The sequence below is a fragment of the Kiloniella spongiae genome, assembly GCF_001026905.1.
Taxonomy (GTDB): Bacteria; Pseudomonadota; Alphaproteobacteria; order Kiloniellales; family Kiloniellaceae; genus Kiloniella; species Kiloniella spongiae.
Map to the genome: position 1 here is coordinate 367,347 of NZ_LAQL01000006.1, position 18,269 is coordinate 385,615.

The 18,269-nt window shown below is 47.1% G+C and carries 15 protein-coding genes; 9 read left to right on the forward strand and 6 right to left on the reverse strand.

Translation table 11 applies throughout. From position 1 onward, the window contains the following. Complete coding sequence (locus WH96_RS10720; RefSeq protein WP_156176778.1) at positions 1–735, forward strand: helix-turn-helix transcriptional regulator; 735 nt, start codon at positions 1–3, stop codon at positions 733–735. A 12-nt stretch (positions 736–747) separates the two neighbouring features. Here the strand turns inward: WH96_RS10720 and WH96_RS10725 are convergent, their stop codons facing one another. Beyond that, on the reverse strand, positions 748–1,899 hold the full coding sequence (locus tag WH96_RS10725; RefSeq protein WP_047764122.1) for a type III PLP-dependent enzyme: 1,152 nt from the start codon (positions 1,897–1,899) through the stop codon (positions 748–750). Between the two features lie 362 nt (positions 1,900–2,261). Here WH96_RS10725 and hrcA point away from each other — a divergent pair, with 362 nt between their 5' ends. Beyond that, entirely contained in the window at positions 2,262–3,293 is a 1,032-nt protein-coding gene (gene hrcA / locus WH96_RS10730; RefSeq protein ID WP_047764283.1) for a heat-inducible transcriptional repressor HrcA, read from the forward strand. Between the two features lie 79 nt (positions 3,294–3,372). Beyond that, the gene (grpE, locus tag WH96_RS10735; RefSeq protein WP_047764123.1) at positions 3,373–4,017 is read left to right on the forward strand and encodes a nucleotide exchange factor GrpE; all 645 of its coding nucleotides are present in this window, start codon (positions 3,373–3,375) and stop codon (positions 4,015–4,017) included. 123 nt (positions 4,018–4,140) lie between these two features. Here the strand turns inward: grpE and WH96_RS10740 are convergent, their stop codons facing one another. Together WH96_RS10740 and WH96_RS10745 are read right to left on the reverse strand one after the other, a co-directional pair. Then, entirely contained in the window at positions 4,141–4,749 is a 609-nt protein-coding gene (locus WH96_RS10740; RefSeq protein WP_047764124.1) for an alpha-ketoglutarate-dependent dioxygenase AlkB family protein, read from the reverse strand. 57 nt (positions 4,750–4,806) lie between these two features. After that, positions 4,807–5,049, reverse strand: a complete 243-nt coding sequence (locus WH96_RS10745) for a hypothetical protein (RefSeq protein ID WP_047764125.1) — start codon at positions 5,047–5,049, stop codon at positions 4,807–4,809. Between the two features lie 286 nt (positions 5,050–5,335). Between WH96_RS10745 and dnaK the strand changes: the two genes are divergently transcribed. The 4 genes from dnaK (at position 5,336) to dapB (ending at position 10,221) form a co-directional block, all read left to right on the forward strand. Continuing rightward, positions 5,336–7,252, forward strand: coding sequence for a molecular chaperone DnaK (gene dnaK / locus WH96_RS10750; RefSeq protein WP_047764126.1), 1,917 nt, complete (start codon positions 5,336–5,338; stop codon positions 7,250–7,252). A 72-nt stretch (positions 7,253–7,324) separates the two neighbouring features. Continuing rightward, positions 7,325–8,461: a molecular chaperone DnaJ gene (dnaJ, locus tag WH96_RS10755; protein ID WP_047764127.1), complete on the forward strand. Its 1,137-nt coding sequence runs from the start codon at positions 7,325–7,327 to the stop codon at positions 8,459–8,461. Positions 8,462–8,627: 166 nt separating this feature from the next. After that, positions 8,628–9,266, forward strand: a complete 639-nt coding sequence (locus tag WH96_RS10760; protein WP_047764128.1) for a LysE family translocator — start codon at positions 8,628–8,630, stop codon at positions 9,264–9,266. A gap of 148 nt (positions 9,267–9,414) precedes the next feature. Next, positions 9,415–10,221 (forward strand): 4-hydroxy-tetrahydrodipicolinate reductase, encoded by an 807-nt coding sequence (dapB, locus tag WH96_RS10765; RefSeq protein WP_047764129.1) that lies wholly within the window; start codon positions 9,415–9,417, stop codon positions 10,219–10,221. A gap of 65 nt (positions 10,222–10,286) precedes the next feature. Here the strand turns inward: dapB and WH96_RS10770 are convergent, their stop codons facing one another. Then, complete coding sequence (locus tag WH96_RS10770) at positions 10,287–11,183, reverse strand: DMT family transporter (protein ID WP_047764130.1); 897 nt, start codon at positions 11,181–11,183, stop codon at positions 10,287–10,289. Positions 11,184–11,530: 347 nt separating this feature from the next. Here WH96_RS10770 and WH96_RS10775 point away from each other — a divergent pair, with 347 nt between their 5' ends. Next, the gene (locus WH96_RS10775; protein ID WP_047764131.1) at positions 11,531–12,526 is read left to right on the forward strand and encodes an adenosine kinase; all 996 of its coding nucleotides are present in this window, start codon (positions 11,531–11,533) and stop codon (positions 12,524–12,526) included. 160 nt (positions 12,527–12,686) lie between these two features. After that, a complete protein-coding gene (typA, locus tag WH96_RS10780; protein WP_047764132.1) occupies positions 12,687–14,516 on the forward strand; it encodes a translational GTPase TypA in 1,830 nt (609 codons plus the stop codon). A gap of 160 nt (positions 14,517–14,676) precedes the next feature. On the opposite strand, the gene WH96_RS10785 is transcribed toward typA, so the two are convergent. Together WH96_RS10785 and WH96_RS10790 are read right to left on the reverse strand one after the other, a co-directional pair. After that, the gene (locus tag WH96_RS10785) at positions 14,677–15,285 is read right to left on the reverse strand and encodes a DJ-1/PfpI family protein (RefSeq protein WP_047764133.1); all 609 of its coding nucleotides are present in this window, start codon (positions 15,283–15,285) and stop codon (positions 14,677–14,679) included. Positions 15,286–15,334: 49 nt separating this feature from the next. Continuing rightward, a complete protein-coding gene (locus WH96_RS10790) occupies positions 15,335–18,259 on the reverse strand; it encodes a DUF2339 domain-containing protein (RefSeq protein WP_047764134.1) in 2,925 nt (974 codons plus the stop codon). Between the last annotated feature and the right edge of the window lie 10 nt (positions 18,260–18,269).

An 18,269-nucleotide genomic window follows, 5' to 3' on the forward strand; every position in this document is an offset into this window, starting at 1 on the left:
ATGGCGTTCCTAAAGGCACGTGGTGCAATGCAAGCGATTGATTTGGCAAAAGAATTGTCAATGACAGCAATCGGTATGCGGCAACATCTAAAGCGTATGTCTATGGAAGGTATGATCCAAAAGGCAGTCGTAGATGTTTCTACATCCGGTGCAGGTCGACCAGCTGTAAGTTGGGAATTAACAGCGGAGTCCCATAATACTTTTGGTGATTCTCATGCCCTTTTAACAAAGGATTTAATTGAAAGTGCCCGTGCCGTATTCGGTGATCAAGGTGTTGATCAACTGGTGAGCTATCGCGAGCAACAGACTCTTAAAAGCTATGCTACTGCTCTTTCAGAAGCATCATCGCTTGAAGATAGAGTGCAGAAGTTAGTTGAATTGCGAGATCAGGAAGGATATATGGCATCAGCTGAATCTGATAATGATGGTGGCTATCTTTTTATTGAAAATCACTGTCCTATCTGTACGGCGGCGGCGATCTGTCAGGGGTTTTGCCGAGCTGAGTTATCAGTTTTCAGGTCAGTTCTTGGGCCTGATGTTGATGTGGAGCGTGCAGAATATTTGTTAGAAGGGGGACGCCGTTGTAGCTATCGTATTCGCCCTAATAATTCGGGTCGCTCGCAGACAACAGGAAAGCTGATAGATCAAGGTGCGAGTAACCTTGTGAAAGAAACGCTGGATAAAGATTCCGAACATTCATCGCACCAAGCACGCTATTTGATTATCGAAGAATAGAGTTGTCTTAGTTTATATGCAGCTGCAGCTTAAGGGCGGAAAGCCGTTGAATCCGACAGAAGAATAAGTTGTTGTGTAGGCACCTGTCGCATGAATACGGATTTTGTCACCGGATTTTAGGTCGAGCGGCAGCTGATAGTTAAATTTCTCATAGAGCACATCGACGCTATCGCAACTTGGTCCGGCGAGAATGACAGGCCCAAGGTTGGTATCAGCTTCTTTTCCAACCACAGTAATGGGATATTTGATGGCTTCATCAAGACATTCAGCCAAGCCCGAGAAGATGCCAATATCCAGATACACCCAACGCTTTTCTTCTTCAGCATTCTTGCGTGAGACTAAAACAACCTCTGCTTCGATAACACCCGCATCACCGACAATATAACGACCTGGTTCGATAATGATCTTAGGACAGTTGTCACCGAAATGCTTTTCCAACGCAGCGGAGAGAGAACCCCCGTATTGTGCGATGGAAGGTACATGCGCATTGTAGGCTGTTGGAAAGCCACCACCTAGATTGAGTGTGGATAGCTCAATACCTTGTTCTTTTAGATCTTTATAAATATCGTGAATCTGTTCAAGGGCGTTATCCCATTGGCTTATCTGTGTTTGCTGTGATCCCACATGGAATGAAAGCCCTATTGGTTGTAAACCAAGATTGATTGATTTCAACAATAGCCCTCTGGCCATTGTTGTGGAGCACCCAAACTTGTGACTGAGAGGCCAGTCAGCACCGGCACAGTCGACAAGAACACGACAATAAACATCAGAGCCAGGGGCAAGAGAGGCTATCTTTTGTAATTCTTCTTCGCTATCAAAGGCATAACTTCGAATGCCGAGTGTAAAAGCCTGACTTATATCACCCTGTTTTTTTATCGTATTCCCAAAAGAGATAGATTTGGCGGGAATGCCGAGCGAGAGACAAAGCTTGATTTCTGTTATACTTGCTGCATCAAAACAGGAGCCGATGTCTTTGAGGCAAGATAGAATTTGGGGTTCAGGATTGGCTTTTACGGCGTAATAAATTGAGGCTTCTGGTAACGCTGAGGCCAGATTCTTGAAATTGCTTGCTACTTTATCAAGATCAATGGCCAGATGAGGTTCGTCAAAGGAGTTCTGTGCGAAAAATGCGTCCAGTTTTGTCGTTAGAGTGCCAATACTCATATGATTAATCACTATTCCTAATAGGATTATCGGACCTATGCCGAAATAAATACTCAGGCTTGGCCTAACTAAACGAAAGCTTTGCCCAACCCATCTACAGACCTCTCTTAATTTGAAAGGGTCTTTAAGAGGTATCGGGTTTTGATGCAAGCGCTAGTTTTCGTGAGCCCAGCCTTGACCGGAACATTGACCAGAGCATTCATCGGATCATTTACTGGGGCATTGACCGGGGCTTTGCGGCTAACTAGATTAGTAGCATGCAAATAGGTGGATAAGGATCGCTTATTTAACGGTAATGGAATTTAAAAGGTAATTCTGTGAAATTTAATGAGACATCCCTGATATCCGGCGCAATTGCTGGTATGAATGATCGGTCCCGCGAGATTTTCCGCCTTGTGGTCGATGCTTATGTGGAAACGGGGGAACCCATCGGGTCCCGGACACTATCACGCAAGCTGGGTATGGATCTGTCGGCGGCAACTATTCGCAATGTGATGGCAGATTTAGAGGATATGGGACTTTTATTTGCCAAACATACCTCTGCAGGACGCCTGCCAACCGATGTTGGACTACGGCTTTATGTGAACGGCTTGCTGGAACACGGGAATCTCAGCAAGGATGAGCGCAGCCAGATAAAAGCACAGTGTGCCGCCGGGGGTAAATCTATGCCCCAATTATTGGAAGAAGCTACCGGTATGCTATCGGGGCTTTCCCAGTGTGCAGGATTGGTTGTCGCGCCTAAATTATCTGAACCTCTAAAGCATATTGAGTTTGTTTCTCTTGCACCTGGACGGGCCTTGGTTGTGTTGGTCTCTGATTCGGGATCTGTAGAAAACAGGGTTGTTGATATTCCTTTGGGGTTGCCGCCTTCTGCCCTTGTGGAAGCGTCAAATTTTTTGGCCGCGCGGTTGATCGGACGGACGCTGGAAGAGGCGATACAGGAGATTCAAACCGAACTCAAAGAACATCAGGCCATGTTGGATCAGGTTTCGCAGAAAGTTGTCGAACTGGGATTGGCAACATGGGCAGAGGATATCAATGGCAGTTCTAATGGCGCGTTGATTGTAAGAGGGCAGGCGCAGTTGCTTGAAGATATAAATGCCCTTGAAGATCTGGAAAGGGTACGCCATCTATTCTCTGCGTTGGAAAAACGTGAGTCTCTCGTCCGGCTGTTAGAAATGACAAAAACGGCAGAGGGTGTTCAGATCTTTATCGGATCTGAAAATGAATTGTTTGCCCAAGCGGGGTGTTCTGTAGTAATGGCACCTTATAAAAATACTCGGCAACAAGTTGTCGGGGCGATCGGTGTCATTGGTCCAACGCGAATTGACTATGCCCGAATCATTCCGATGGTGGATTATACCGCCAAAATACTTGGTCGAATGGTTGGATGAAAGTAGCTGGATAAACAGGGCTGAAATCTTGTGATATCCCAAAGCTGGTAACTTAAAAGAGAAGATTGGTTAGCGGAAAATGTCCGAAACGGAAAAACAAAATTCGGAAGAGAATGTTGTTGCTGAAGATCAGATTCCAGATGATCTTGTAAACGAAGAAGCAGCCGATGAAGCAACCGTTGATACCGGGTCTGCCGCTGAAGAAGCAAAGTCAGATGCCGTAAGAGTTGCTGAACTGGATGCACAGAATGCACAGTTGACTGACAAGTTGTTGCGTACAATGGCGGATATGGAAAACCTTCGTAATCGCACACGTCGTGATAAAGAAGATGCCATCAAGTACGCACCGCAAAAGTTGGTGACTGATCTGATTGGTGTGATGGATAACCTTCAGCGTGCACTTTCTGCTGTTTCCGAAGAAGCGGCTGAAGGGAACGAAGATCTAAAAACGCTTCGCGATGGTGTTGAAATGACCAATCGTGAAATGTTGAAAGTCTTTGAAAGGTATAACATTACTGAAGTCGAGGCGTTGGGTGTCCGCATGGACCCGCACAGCCACGAAGCGCTGTTTGAAATTCCTGATCCTTCCCAACCGGAAGGCACAATTGTACAGGTTATTCAACCAGGTTTCCGTCTGCACGAGCGTCTACTGAGACCAGCACGTGTTGGCGTTGCCAAAGGTGGCCCGGTTGCAGGTGCAGAAAAAGTGGATACAACAGCTTAAATTTTTTTGTTGTTTAAAGTCAGAAAGCCGGTGCATTTTTGTGCCGGCTTTTTTTATGGGGGTATTTAAAAAAACAGCGTCATGGGTGGGATGATCTATTGCACCGCCCTAGGAGAGAGATGGCTAGGCTTTGTTTACTCTGCGGAGTGTGAGGTTAATACGTCCGCCATTTTTCAGCAGCTGACTTGAGCCGTATAAAATGCGGTCAATGCCATGATAGGCATTTCGTGCTTCGCCACCAAGTATAACGATGTCGCCAGAATTTAGTTTGGTTGATGTTGTCGGTCCCTGCCGTTTGAGGCCCCCAAGACGAAAGAGGGCACTATCACCTAGTGATACAGAAAGGACTGGTGCGTTAAAATCCTGTTCGTCCTGATCCCGGTGAAGGCCCATTTTGGCTTTTTCGTTTTGATAGTAATTTAGCAGACAGCATTCTGGGGGCTCAGTATAACCAGTCAAATCGGACCAGATTGAAAGTAACTTGTCCGGAATGGGGAGCCATGGGCGTTTTGTGACGGGATGAAAGCTTTGATAGCGGTAGCCCCCCGCCTTGTCCGATACCCAGCCAAGAGATCCAAAAGATGTCATGGCGACAGAAAAGGGTTTGTCGGTTTTGGGCATTGAAGGTTGGAAGAGATGATTTGATTTAATCATCTCTCTAATTTCAGTTAAGAGATTTTCCTGTTCTTCTCTGGTGAGATATTCCGGATGGTATTCAAAACCGGCAATCATTTATTGGCTACTTTATGTTTATGGCTAAAGTTTATTTGCTGAGGTTTTATCTAGGATTCATTTCTGTGAGGTATCTTGAGGATTAATGATTCGCGTTTGTCGCTTTTCTAGCAAGCGCATTGTAAAAAAGAGTAGTCCGCCAATGAGAGTCACGGCGAGGCCGAACCACTGTACAATTTCGTTTTTCAGAACATAGTGCGCTGTGAGCATAACAACGATTCCAAACAGTACGTCTCCAATCGCAATCCACTTTATTAGTGTCCGGATATTGGGGCTGATTTTGGCTTTCTTTGTGTTCATGACGGCTAAATTCCCGGAATATTCGCGCAATGATTTACCTGAAAAATATCATAATAAAGGTGAGCGCGAAATTATTATATCACTAATCTATTGATTCATAATGTAATTTAACTTTCCTGAAAAACCTTATTTTTTTAGGCATATTGTTCCTTGCAGTCCAAGCTCTGGCTGCATATATACTCCGTGAGCCCAAAAGAAGGGTTCACCCCTCAAAAGGGACCAGCCGGCAGTGCTTGGCATTAAGGCTGCCAAATCGGTTTGCTATATATAAGTGTGAGGAATAAACATGAGCAAAGTTATCGGTATTGATCTAGGAACCACAAACTCCTGTATCGCTATTATGGACGGTAAAGATGTCCGCGTTGTTGAAAATGCCGAAGGTGCACGTACGACACCTTCTATGGTTGGTTTTACAGCTGAAGAGCGCCTTGTTGGGCTGCCCGCTAAACGCCAGTCAGTTACGAACCCTGAAAGTACTCTTTTTGCGATCAAGCGTTTGATCGGTCGTCGCTTTAATGATCCGCTGACGAAAAAAGATATGGACCTTGTTCCTTATAAGATTGTTAAAGCTGATAATGGTGATGCGTGGGTAGAAGCCAACGGCGAAAAATACAGCCCATCACAGATTTCAGCCTTCATCCTGCAAAAGATGAAAGAAACTGCTGAAAGCTATCTTGGTGAACCTGTAACAAAAGCTGTTATTACTGTTCCTGCTTACTTCAACGATTCTCAGCGTCAGGCAACAAAAGATGCCGGTAAGATTGCTGGTCTTGAAGTTCTCCGTATTATCAACGAGCCAACTGCTGCGGCTCTTGCATATGGCATGGACAAAAAAGGTTCTGGTACCGTTGTTGTGTATGACCTTGGTGGTGGTACGTTCGATGTGTCCGTTCTTGAAATCGGCGATGGTGTTTTCGAAGTGAAGTCAACTAACGGGGATACATTCCTTGGTGGTGAAGATTTCGACAGCCGTATCATTGATTACTTGGCAGACGAGTTTAACAAAGAACAGGGTATCGATCTTCGTAAAGACACACTTGCTCTACAGCGCTTGAAAGAAGCTGCTGAGAAAGCAAAGATCGAACTTTCTTCTTCTACTCAAACTGAAGTAAACCTTCCGTTTATTACGGCTGATGCATCTGGTCCTAAACACCTTAACGTCAAGTTGACACGTGCGAAACTGGAAGCACTGGTTGATGATTTGATTCAACGTACAATGGGTCCTGTTCAATCTGCGTTGAAAGATGCTGGTGTGAAAGCTGGTGACATCGATGAGATCATCATGGTTGGTGGTATGATTCGTATGCCAAAAGTCCATGACACTGTTAAGGACTTCTTTGGCAAAGAACCACACCGTGGTGTGAACCCTGATGAAGTTGTGGCAACTGGTGCTGCTATTCAGGCGGGTGTTCTTCAGGGTGAAGTGAAAGATGTTCTTCTTCTGGATGTGACACCATTGTCTCTTGGTATTGAGACATTGGGCGGTGTTATGACAAAGCTGATTGATCGTAACACAACAATCCCAACGAAGAAGAGCCAGACTTTCTCTACCGCCGAAGACAACCAGAGCGCGGTGACAATTCGTGTGTTCCAGGGTGAGCGCGAAATGGCTGCGGATAACAAAATCCTTGGTCAGTTCAATCTGGAAGGTATTCCGGGTGCGCCACGTGGTGTTCCACAGATTGAAGTTACTTTTGATATCGATGCTAACGGTATTGTTAATGTTGGCGCGAAAGATAAGGCAACTGGTAAAGAACAGTCTGTTCGTATTGAAGCTTCTGGTGGTTTGAGCGACGCCGACATTGATCAGATGGTTCGTGATGCCGAAGAAAATGCGGATGCAGATAAAGCACGTCGTGAATCTGTCGAAGTTAAAAATCAGGCTGAAGGTCTGATCCATCAGACAGAAAAAACACTTAGTGAAGTTGGCGATAAAGTTTCTGACGAAGAAAAAGCGACGATCGAAGCTGCTGTTGCCGAGTTGAAAACAGCGCTTGAAGGTGATGATGTTGAAGATATCAAAGCCAAGATGGAAGCATTGGGTCAGGCGTCAATGAAACTGGGTGAGGCACTTTATGCTGATGCCGGTGCTGAAGGCGCAGAAGGTGCTACGGAAGCGGCTTCTGAAGCAGAAGCTGACGACGGTGTTGTCGATGCAGACTTCGAAGAAGTTGACGACGAGAAGAACAGCAAAAGCGCTTAAGGCGGTTTTGGATTTCAGGGGGCTGGCAATTGCCAGCCCCTTTTCACCTTCTGATGAGGGAAAATTACACTGATGTCCAAAAAGGATTTCTATGAGGTCTTAGGGGTTTCACGTTCGGCAGATGCCAAAGAGTTGAAATCGGCCTACCGCAAATTGGCGATGAAATACCACCCGGATCGCAATCCGGATGATGCCGAAGCGGAAAAAAAATTCAAAGAAATTAACGAAGCCTATGGCATTCTCAAAGATGACCAGCAACGTGCGGCCTATGATAACTATGGTCATGCTGCTTTTGAAAACGGCGGCCCAGGCGCCGGCGGTGGCTTTGGCGGCGGCGGTTTCGGCGGCGGTGGTTTTGCTGATATCTTCGAAGAGATGTTTGGTGGCTTTGGTGGCGGCGGTGGCCGGTCTGCTGGTGGGTCCCAGCGTGGTGGCGATCTTCGCTACAACATGGAAATTTCTCTGGAAGACGCATACACAGGTAAAGAAGCAGAGATTCGTATTCCAAGTGCTGTTTCTTGTGATTCCTGCGACGGAAGCGGCGCTGCAAAGGGATCTTCCCCGGTAACCTGTGGCACCTGTAAGGGTAATGGCCGTGTGCGTATGCAACAGGGTTTCTTTACTGTTGAGCGAACATGTCACAGTTGTCAGGGTGTCGGTAAAGTTATCGAAAATCCTTGCGGAAACTGTCACGGTTCTGGCCGTGTGGAAAAAGAAAAAACCCTTCAGGTAAACATTCCTGCAGGTGTGGAAGAAGGCAATCGTATTCGTCTGGCTGGCGAAGGCGAAATGGGCGCCCGTGGCGGAACGCCGGGGGATCTTTACATATTCCTTTCCATCGAGCCGCATAGGATTTTCCAGCGTGAGGGCGCAGATATTTATTGTCGTGTTCCTATTTCGATGACACAGGCCGCTTTGGGTGGTTCTGTCGAAGTGCCGACAATTGATGGTGGCCGGGCGAAAGTTTCTATTCCCGATGGTACACAGAGCAGGCAGCAGTTCCGTTTACGGAATAAGGGCATGTCTGTCCTCAGATCCAGTTCTCGTGGGGATATGTACGTTGAGGTAACGGTGGAGACACCGGTTAATCTGACAAAACGCCAGAAAGAACTGTTGCGTGAATTTGAAGAAGAGAGTGGGGATAATTCACCTCTAAGCTCTGGCTTCTTTAAGCGTGTAAAAGAGTTCTGGGAAGATCTTACAGAATAAAGATCAGACCTTAATTACAAGAAAAAGCCTGTCAGCGATATTACTGACAGGCTTTTTTTATGGCTTTCGTTTGATTTTTTGATCGAAGAATGCTCCACTTTTTGAACTTCTTGTTTCTCTGTTTTACCCCGTAGATTTCGGGTTATCCTTTTCAGAGGTTTTGCTTATGTCACTTCCTTCGCTTGAATATTTTCTGGCTTATTGGCTTGCGAGTACCTTACTAGCCGCAACACCGGGACCAACGTGGCTTTATACCTTGACGATCAATATATCCGATGGTTGGCAAAAATCGCTTTGGATACCGATTGGCAATGGTTTGGGATTGTTGGTGCATCTACTTGCGGCTTTGGTAGGGTTATCGCTTCTCATTCAACAATCGGCAGTGGCTTATGAAATCCTTCGCTGGATTGGTGCAGGATATTTGTGTTTCTTGGCGTGGAAAATACTAACAGGAAAGGCAGATCTTGAGGTTGAAGCCAAAACTGTGCGGAAAAGGACCTCTGCATTTAAGATCGTGATGCAGTCGGCCTTGATCAATATTACCAACCCGAAAGTGATCATTTTCATGATTTCCTTTTTGCCGCAATTTGTGCGCCCTGAACTGGGGAATTTTAAGGGACAAATCATGCTTTACGGACTGATTCATATTATCAACGCGGGTTTAATCATAAGCCTTGTCGTTTTGTTTTCAGAGCGTATGAAATCGCTCTTTTCTGGTGTTGGCAAAGCGGCCAAAACCTTTCGGTTATTCGCTTCTATGTCGATGGTAGGGATTGCGCTTCGGGTTGCCTTTTCTGAAAAGTGATCATCATTACCTATAGCTAATCACGAAGAACGAGGACTCCCGTTTCGGAAAAGAATGAGAGTTCGCTTGGACTGATCAGACTTAGCTGCTATCTCTTTTTGAAACAACTATACTATAGATAAACGCTGGTCTTTGACGGGAAAATAAGATGAGTAACAAAATTGGAATTGTTGGTTGTGCTGGTCGCATGGGACGCATGCTGACGGAGGTTATTGGTCGGACGGATAGCTGTGAAGTTTATGGCGGAACCGAACTTCCGGGAAGCCCGAACCTTGGCAAAGACCTGGGTGAGTTAGCGGGTATTGGCGCGATTGGTGTGAACGTGGGGGATGATCCCCTTGCCTTGTTCGAAGCCTGTGATGTCGTCATTGATTTCTCTGTACCAGAGGCAACACTTAATCACGCAAAACTGGCAGCAAAAACCGGATGTTCATTGGTTGTTGGGACCACGGGAATGACTCATGAACAGGTTGCTGAACTGGAAGCAGCAACAATAACAACCTCAATCGTTTTTGCCCGCAATATGAGTTTAGGCGTCAATCTCCTGATGTCTATTGTGGAACAGGTTGCGGCTTCTTTGAACGAAGACTACGACATTGAAGTTGTGGAAATGCACCACCGTCACAAAGTTGATTCGCCTTCAGGCACAGCACTCGCACTTGGTGAAGCTGCGGCGTCGGGTCGAGGTGTTGATCTGGATAAGGTTGCCGACAAGGTCCGCGATGGTATCATTGGCGCCAGAAAACGCGGCGATATTGGTTTCGCAACACTGCGCGGTGGTGATGTCGTGGGGGATCACAGTGTGATTTTTGCTGCTGATGGTGAACGTATAGAGTTGGGACATCGGGCCAGTAACCGCGAAGTCTTTGCCCGTGGTGCTGTTAAAGCTGCTAACTGGTTGCAGGGCAAGGAAAACGGTTTCTACGATATGCGGAATGTCCTCGGATTGAAATAGACTGATAATCCGGCTAATCGATCAGATGTTGCAAGGGAGCTTAGGCTCCCTTTTTTTATGACGACCTAGCTTCGTTTACGCTCACGATAGAGCGTATACAGCCCGCTAGAGACAACGACTAAAGCCCCGACAATGGTCCATTGATCAGGGAACTCATCATAGAAAAGCCAGCCGAATAGCGTTGCCCAGACTAATAGTGTGTAATTAAAGGGCTGGATCGCAGACGGCGTTGCGTATTGAAAAGCGAAGATCAGAAAAAAATGTCCGAGACTGATAAAAATGCCCCCGGCGATAAGCGCTAGCCAGCCATATAGATCTGGCGTTACCCAGAAAAAGGGAATCATGAAAGTCACGCAGATCAGAGGGACAACCCCTGTATAAAATTGTGATGTTTCCCCGTCATCATAACGGCTGCTTATACGTAACAAAATCTGATAGACAGCAAAGGCAGATGCAGCAAGAAGGGGTAGAAGAAAGAGTTCGTTAAAGCCTTCGAAACCGGGGCGTAGAATAATCATTACGCCCGCGAAACCAACAAGCACAGCGGACCAACGGCGAATACCGACCTGTTCCTTTAGCCACAACGCAGACAGAGCCGTAACAACAATAGGGGCTACCGCCACAATTGCGTGGACGTCGGCAATCGGGAGTAGTTTGAAGCTTAGGGTAAAGAGAAAGGCTTCGCCCAACAAAAAGACGGATCGAAAGACCTGTAGTGGTAAATTGTTGGATCGGGCGACTCTTTTTAACCCTTCTGGTCCTGCGCGGTAGAGTGCCATGCCGATGACAAAGACAGACAGGATAATATAGCGTACCCAAAGAAGCTGTGGCAGGGGATAAGTCTGTGCAACATGCTTCACAACAGCATCACCCGAAGAAAAGGCTGCCATGGCGATAATGGCCAGGACAATTCCCTGTCGTGTTGTATCTAAAACAGATGCCTGACTTTCCTGTGTGCTCACAATGTGTCTTTCTTATCGATATTCTGCATTTTCATGCGACTTTACACGACAGTTTTGACCGCCGTTTGAGTAGGGCCGGGTAAAATTGTATGAAAATGAGATTTTGTAATCTTTCCTGACTTTGGCTTTTATTTATCGCATGGGCAAGGGGCAAGATAGTCAGTCGTTATTTCAATCACTTAAAGCAAAGCCTTTGAGGGGGGGCTATAGATAGAGAGCAAGCCGTGTGAGCAACGCATAGGTGCCCTGTGGCTTTGTGCTTGCCCAGAAAATGGAACTGGCTATACTCCGCGCAAATTGTAACCGACCCGTGAGCAAACTCTGCGGGCCTATAATACGGAATTCTTATGAGCGAAAACGCCAAACTTGATGTTGTCGGCATTGGTAATGCCATCGTTGATATTGTTGCCACTGCGGATGATGCGCTGCTTGAAGAGCAAGGCATTATAAAAGGGGCGATGAATCTGATTGATCAGGATCGCGCCGATGCGCTCTATGATGTAATGGGTCCTGCGATTGAACGATCTGGTGGATCTGCAGGTAACACCATGGCTGGTATTGCGTCGCTTGGTGGCAAGGGTGGTTATTTCGGTAAAGTACGTGATGATCAGTTCGGTCAGGTTTTCCGTCACGACATTCGCGCCGAAGGTGTTGAGTTTAATACCGAAGCTGCGACTGATGGTCCGTCTACGGCGCGTTGCTTGATTTTTGTAACGCCGGATGCTGAACGTTCAATGAATACTTATCTCGGCGCCTGTGTTAACCTTACAGTTACTGATATCGACGAAGAAATGATTAAGTCTGCCAAAGTTACCTATATGGAAGGGTACCTTTGGGATCCGGAAGAAGCGAAGAAAGCTTTTATCCATGCGTCTAAAACAGCCCATGCTGCCGGACGTAAAGTGTCACTGACGCTGTCAGATTCTTTCTGTGTTGGTCGTCACCGCGAATCTTTCCTGAATCTGGTGAATAACTACGTGGATATTCTTTTTGCAAATGAAGAAGAAGCCATGGCGCTTTTCGAAGTTGATAACTTTGATGCTGTTCTGCAAGAGGTACGAGGCTGTTGTTCTGTCGCGGCAATTACCCGTGGCGAGAAGGGTTCAGTCGTATGTGCCGGTGATGAAGTTCACGTTGTTGATGCCATTCCTGTTGAACAGGTGGTTGACACAACAGGGGCAGGCGACCTATATGCAGCAGGATTTCTTTACGGATACACGAACGGCTACAATCTTTATGACAGTGGTCGGATCGGTTCAATCGCCGCCGCCGAAGTAATTTCCCACTTTGGTGCCCGCCCAGAAACATCACTGGCGGAACTGGTAGAGGAAAAACTTAAGTAGGTCATCGCTCTGTCACACGACTGCGCTACAGACCTTAGAGGTTACGTAGTACAGAAAGACAAGAGCACATTGATAACGCCCAGGATGATCCGGCGTATTTGATGACCGAAGATAATGCGGGGCGCAGAAGCCCCTCTTTGATACATGAGAGTATAAGGCAATGACTACAGCGCTTCGCAACGTGGCGATTATCGCACACGTTGACCACGGTAAAACCACTTTGGTGGATGAGCTACTAAAACAGTCCGGAACATTTAGCGACCACCAAAAGGTCAATGAACGTGCAATGGACAGCAACGATCTGGAAAAGGAACGTGGTATCACGATCCTTGCGAAATGTACGTCTGTTACGTGGAAAGAAACGCGTATCAATATCGTTGATACACCTGGTCACGCTGACTTCGGTGGTGAGGTTGAGCGTATCCTGTCCATGGTTGATGGTGTTGTTTTGCTGGTCGATGCAGCAGAAGGCCCAATGCCACAGACCAAATTTGTGACATCAAAAGCTCTTGCTTGTGGCCTGAAACCAATTGTTGTTATTAACAAAGCTGATAAAGCAGATGCGCGCCCTGACTGGGTTGTAGATCAGGTTTTTGATATGCTTGTTAACCTTGATGCAACCGAAGATCAGCTTGATTTCCCGGTTCTTTACGCATCTGCAAAACAAGGCTGGGCAATTACAAATCTTGAAGATCCGCAAGAAAACATGGAACCACTCTTCAAGTTGATGATTGATATTCTACCTGCACCAACCGAAGAAGTTGATGCACCGTTTTCCATGCTGGCAACCACACTTGAAGCAGACAACTTTCTTGGACGTATCCTGACGGGTCGTATTCATTCTGGGGTTGCCAAGGTGAATATGCCTGTGAAAGTAATCACTGCTGACGGTAAAACGATCAACAATTGTCGCTTGTCAAAACTATTGGCGTTTGATGGTCTTAAACGTGTTCCAGTTGATGAAGCCCGAGCGGGTGACATTGTGGCGATTGCTGGTATTCCTGATGCAACTGTTGCTGATACGATTTGCGATACATCTGTTGAAGAAGGTATTGCGGCACAGCCGATTGATCCGCCAACCTTGGCGATGACTTTCACTGTGAACGATTCTCCGCTTGCGGGCCGCGAAGGTGACAAGGTTACCAGCCGTATGATTCGTGATCGCCTGAACCGCGAAGCTGAAGGTAACGTTGCGATACGCATTAAAGAGAGCGATGCAAAGGATTCTTTTGAAGTTGCCGGTCGTGGTGAACTTCAGTTGGGTGTTTTGATTGAAAACATGCGTCGCGAAGGCTTTGAGCTTTCCATTTCACGTCCGCGCGTTCTGATGCACAAAGATGAAACGGATACCTTGGTTGAGCCAATGGAAGAAGTTGTTGTCGATGTGGACGAAGAATATTCCGGCGTTGTTGTTGAGAAAATGGCAGAGCGTAAAGCCGAGCTAACTGACATGCGCCCATCCGGTGCGGGTAAAACTCGTGTGACCTTCCTGGCACCTTCACGTGGTTTGATCGGTTATCACGGTGAGTTCCTGACAGATACACGTGGTACTGGCATCATGAACCGTCTGTTCCACAGCTTTGGTCCCTACCGTGGTGCGATCCAGGGTCGTCGTCAGGGCGTCTTGATCTCGAATGGTATCGGTTCTGCTGTTGCTTACGCCCTTTGGAACCTTGAAGAGCGTGGAGAGATCTTTGTGAACCCGGGTGATGCACTTTATGAAGGCATGATCATCGGCGAGCACAGCCGCCCCAACGACCTTGAAGTGAACCCGTTGAAAGCAAAACAGCTGACCAACGTGCGTGCTTCTGGTAAAGATGATGCGATCAAGCTGACACCACCGCGTATTCGTTCTCTTGAACAGTCACTTGCATATATTCAGGATGATGAGTTGGTGGAAGTAACACCAAAATCAATTCGTCTGCGTAAGCAGTACCTGATCGGTCACGAGCGTAAACGTCACGCACGTACCAAAGAAGCTATCGGCTAAACGATCTTCGCTATCTTCGATAGATATGCTAGGGGCTGCTTTTTAGCAGCCCCTTTTTCGTGGCACTAAACACTTTCTGATGATGTAAGTGTCTTTGGGAATGGACTAGTTCACTGGCCAACTTTAAAGTCAAAGCTCTGATATGGTTTTGAAAAAACACTTACACGAGCTCATGTATTGCAGCGAAGGGGTCCCAATTAGAGTCTTCGTGCCAATCATATTCGCTCCATTTAGCGACTTGTTTCGCACGTTCTTTCCCATGCATTTTTGAGATTGCGCCTAAGCTCATATCCATTCCGGCGGATACTCCGGAAGATGTCAGGAATCGATCATCTTCAACCCATCGTGCTTGGCGTACCCAGTGAACGTTAGGGCCTTGAGTTTCCACCCACTTGAATGCGGCCTTATTTGTTGTGGCACGTTTATTATCGAGCAAACCAGTTTTGGCAAGAAGCGCACTCCCTGTACAAACACTAAGAACAAATTCAGAATGACGGGCTGTTTTTTCTATCCATTTGAGTAAATCTAAATTCTTAACTTCTCGCCTTGTTCCCACACCTCCAGGAACAAAGATAATATCAAAATCGGATCTTTCAGTTATTGAAAAATCAGCGACTGCGGATAGCTTTTGCCCACTAGGAATTGCCCCTTTGTGTTCAGCTATCAGATTAAGCTCATAGTCTTTTGATAAGAGCCCAAACATCTCCATTGGACCAAAGACATCTAACAATTCGAATCCAGGGAAAATTAAAGCGCCTATAGTTCGCATTTATTACTCCAAGACTTGTTCTGTTCGATGTGGGTGAAGGCACATTTAGTTAGGTGTTTGCCGTAGGTTCGACGTTAGCGGTGTTCTTTTCCTCAGGTAATTTGGGATCATTATCCTTATCTGGTTCTGATCCAATTGGATAGACAAAGCGTTGGTAGAGGAAGCCGATGCCGATCAGGCAGAGGCCAAGGCCGATAAAGGAAGCCACGCGGTAAAGGCCGCTGAGCGCGGACATGTCCCATAGGAAGACCTTGGTGGTTACGAGAAGAACCAGTCCGAGGGAGAGATGGCGTATTTTGGAAATATCCCGGATAATTCCGACGGCTAGAAGTATCCCTGCAAAGATTAGCCATGCGGCTGAGTAGCTGTAACCCTCGGCATTAAGAATGTCACCTGATGCCATGGCAAGGGGATGGAATGCGCGACGAACTTCAAGGGTCAGGTCAAGGAAGACAAGCCAGACAGCAATGCCACCAATCCATGGCATGAATTTCTTATGCTCCTGATTACGGGCTTCGCGGTAAATAATAATGCTGATCAATCCGGGAATCAGATAGGCGAGGGACAGCTGGTTGAATAGTGGCCAGTCTCCGACAAATTCGTTGGTAAAGACAGGATTGAAGACAAGCGATTGAAACAGCACAATCTGCAATCCTGCCATAGATAACAGGATCTTGGAGCCCCAGTTGCTGACAATGCGCGGTACAAGTCGATTGCGATAATAGAGGAACGCACCCGTAATCAACCAGGACAGCGATTGCAGGCTTTGTTCAAGTGGCATGTAGTATTGGGCATAAAGGTTATTGTCGTTAACCAGATATCTTATTTCCAGATTGACCAGTGACACCCCGATGGCAAGCGCCCCGGATTCAAGAATGGTCACAAGCTGGTCATCTTTTTCCCGTTTGAAATAGTAGGCTGCTCCGGCAAAAGCGAGTGCGGGGATGCCAAAGCTATAGAGAAGCCAGAGAGCGTCAACCTCTTCCCTTGGCACAACGGGATCGAAATGATTCAAAGCCACAAGGCGTATAACAACGAGTACTGCGATGAAAAGAATACTTGGCCTGATAAAGGGAATGCGGACCTGAGACGCAACCCATCCGGCAGAAGGGAGTAGCAGCGCGAGGGCAATTGTAAGACCGCTTTTCTCAAAGGCGATGGCAAAGGCAATACCCAATGCCGCGAGAACCGCGAGGGCATAGACGCCCAATGCCGGTTCCATGCCCGCTTCTGATCTTTTGGGAAGGACTTGTTTGGCGGCCATAAAGCTGAGGCCGGCGAGGACCAACGCGAGCAAGCTCCATGCGAGATCAGCGCCAAGAGCAGATACTCTGAGATAGACAAACAAGAAGGCCAACAGAGGAACTGTAACAGACAGAGTTGCCAAATATACGGGTGTGCGGGTTTTTGTCAGGCCTTTGAATCCGACTGCTGCGGCAATAATGGCTATAAAGCCAGAAAGCAGCAGGTAGAAATTAAGCTCTGGCGGGATGATGGGGTTAATAAGCGTTCCCGCCTCTTGCCCGGAAACGTAGAAAGTCTCTGGAAGTTCGATTGAACCGGGGAAGGGATAACGGGCGACAATGTAAAGCGCGACCAACGAAATGGCAGCCAGAAGAGCTTCACAGTGTCTGAGTTTGAAGGCGCTATAACCAAGCCCGCCAGCGATGATAAAGAAGAAGATAAGCGAGGCGGAAGAGAAGTTATCCATGGACAAGAGGATAATCTGCAAGGCCAGTACAGCCGTCATGGCAGAAAGCCCAAGGATCTTTTCCGGCGAGAGTTTACCGACAAAATCAAACGGATGTTTTAAGCTGTTTTTTGCATCTGTAACAGAACTGAAAAAGTCTTCATAGCGTGGCGCGATAAAGAGGCCGATTATCAGGATTTGATGCAACGCAAGCGGATAGACGTCACCATTTTCCCACACAGCGGCCATCCACATGAGCTGCCAGAGGACTGAACCTGCGAGAGACATCCAGCCGAGCCACCACCAACTTTGATAACGCACGACAGCCAGCGCAGATGCGGTGATAAAGCTCAGATAGCTAAAAAGAGCCCAGGCGGATGAATTACCCGTACTGACGAGCATTGGAATAACAAAGGCACCAGCCATGCCCATGGCGGCAATCAATGGCCCCTGAAGTAGGGAAAGCCCCAACCCGGCAATTGCGACGATGGTTAACAGGATAAAAGCAAAGAGCGGCGAAATCAGATCGTAAAGACCATAGGCCGCATAGATGCTGCCATAAGTGATGGCCAGACCTGCGGCGGTCAGGGCCGGGGGAACGTGATTGGGTTTGAGCGCAGCAATTGCTTGTTCAATGGGTCGTCTGCGTAACCATTCCCCACCAAACATCAGGGCCAAACCAAAAAGAACGCCACAGGTGATTCTAAAGCCGGGGGAGAGCAGGTTGTTCTCAATGGAATATTTTATCAGGAAGACGCCCCCGATAATGACGGTCAAACTGCCAAGCCAGACCAACCACTGACGGGTGAAAGCCTCTTCAAAAGATTTCCAGGGACTTTTATCACTGGAATAGCTTTCCATCGCTTCGGCAATAGATCGGGCAGCGACAGGTTGTTTGTCTTGTTGCTCCATTTGCTGGTCGGTCTGTTGTTTGTCTGATGGTTTTTGCGCCTCGGTTTCTGGCTGAGAAGCTGTGGTTTCTTCTGACAGCGAACAGTGTTCGTTTGTTTCTACAGGTTTTGGCAAAGACTCGCTTTGGATGTCTTTAGCTGTATCAAGTGCGCTTTCCTGTGGCGTTTCCACTGGTTTTGATTCTTGTGACGGTGTCACTGGCTTTTCAGCAGCTGTGTCTGGCACAGCCTTTTTCTCAAGGTTTTGTAACTTGAGTTTTAGAGCAAAGATCTCACTGCGTAGTCCGCCGATTTTATACAGGGCCACAAAGGCCAATATCGGGCCACCAAAAAGAATGAGAATTCCCAGAAGAACCAGTAAGACTTCGTCCACAATACCCCCT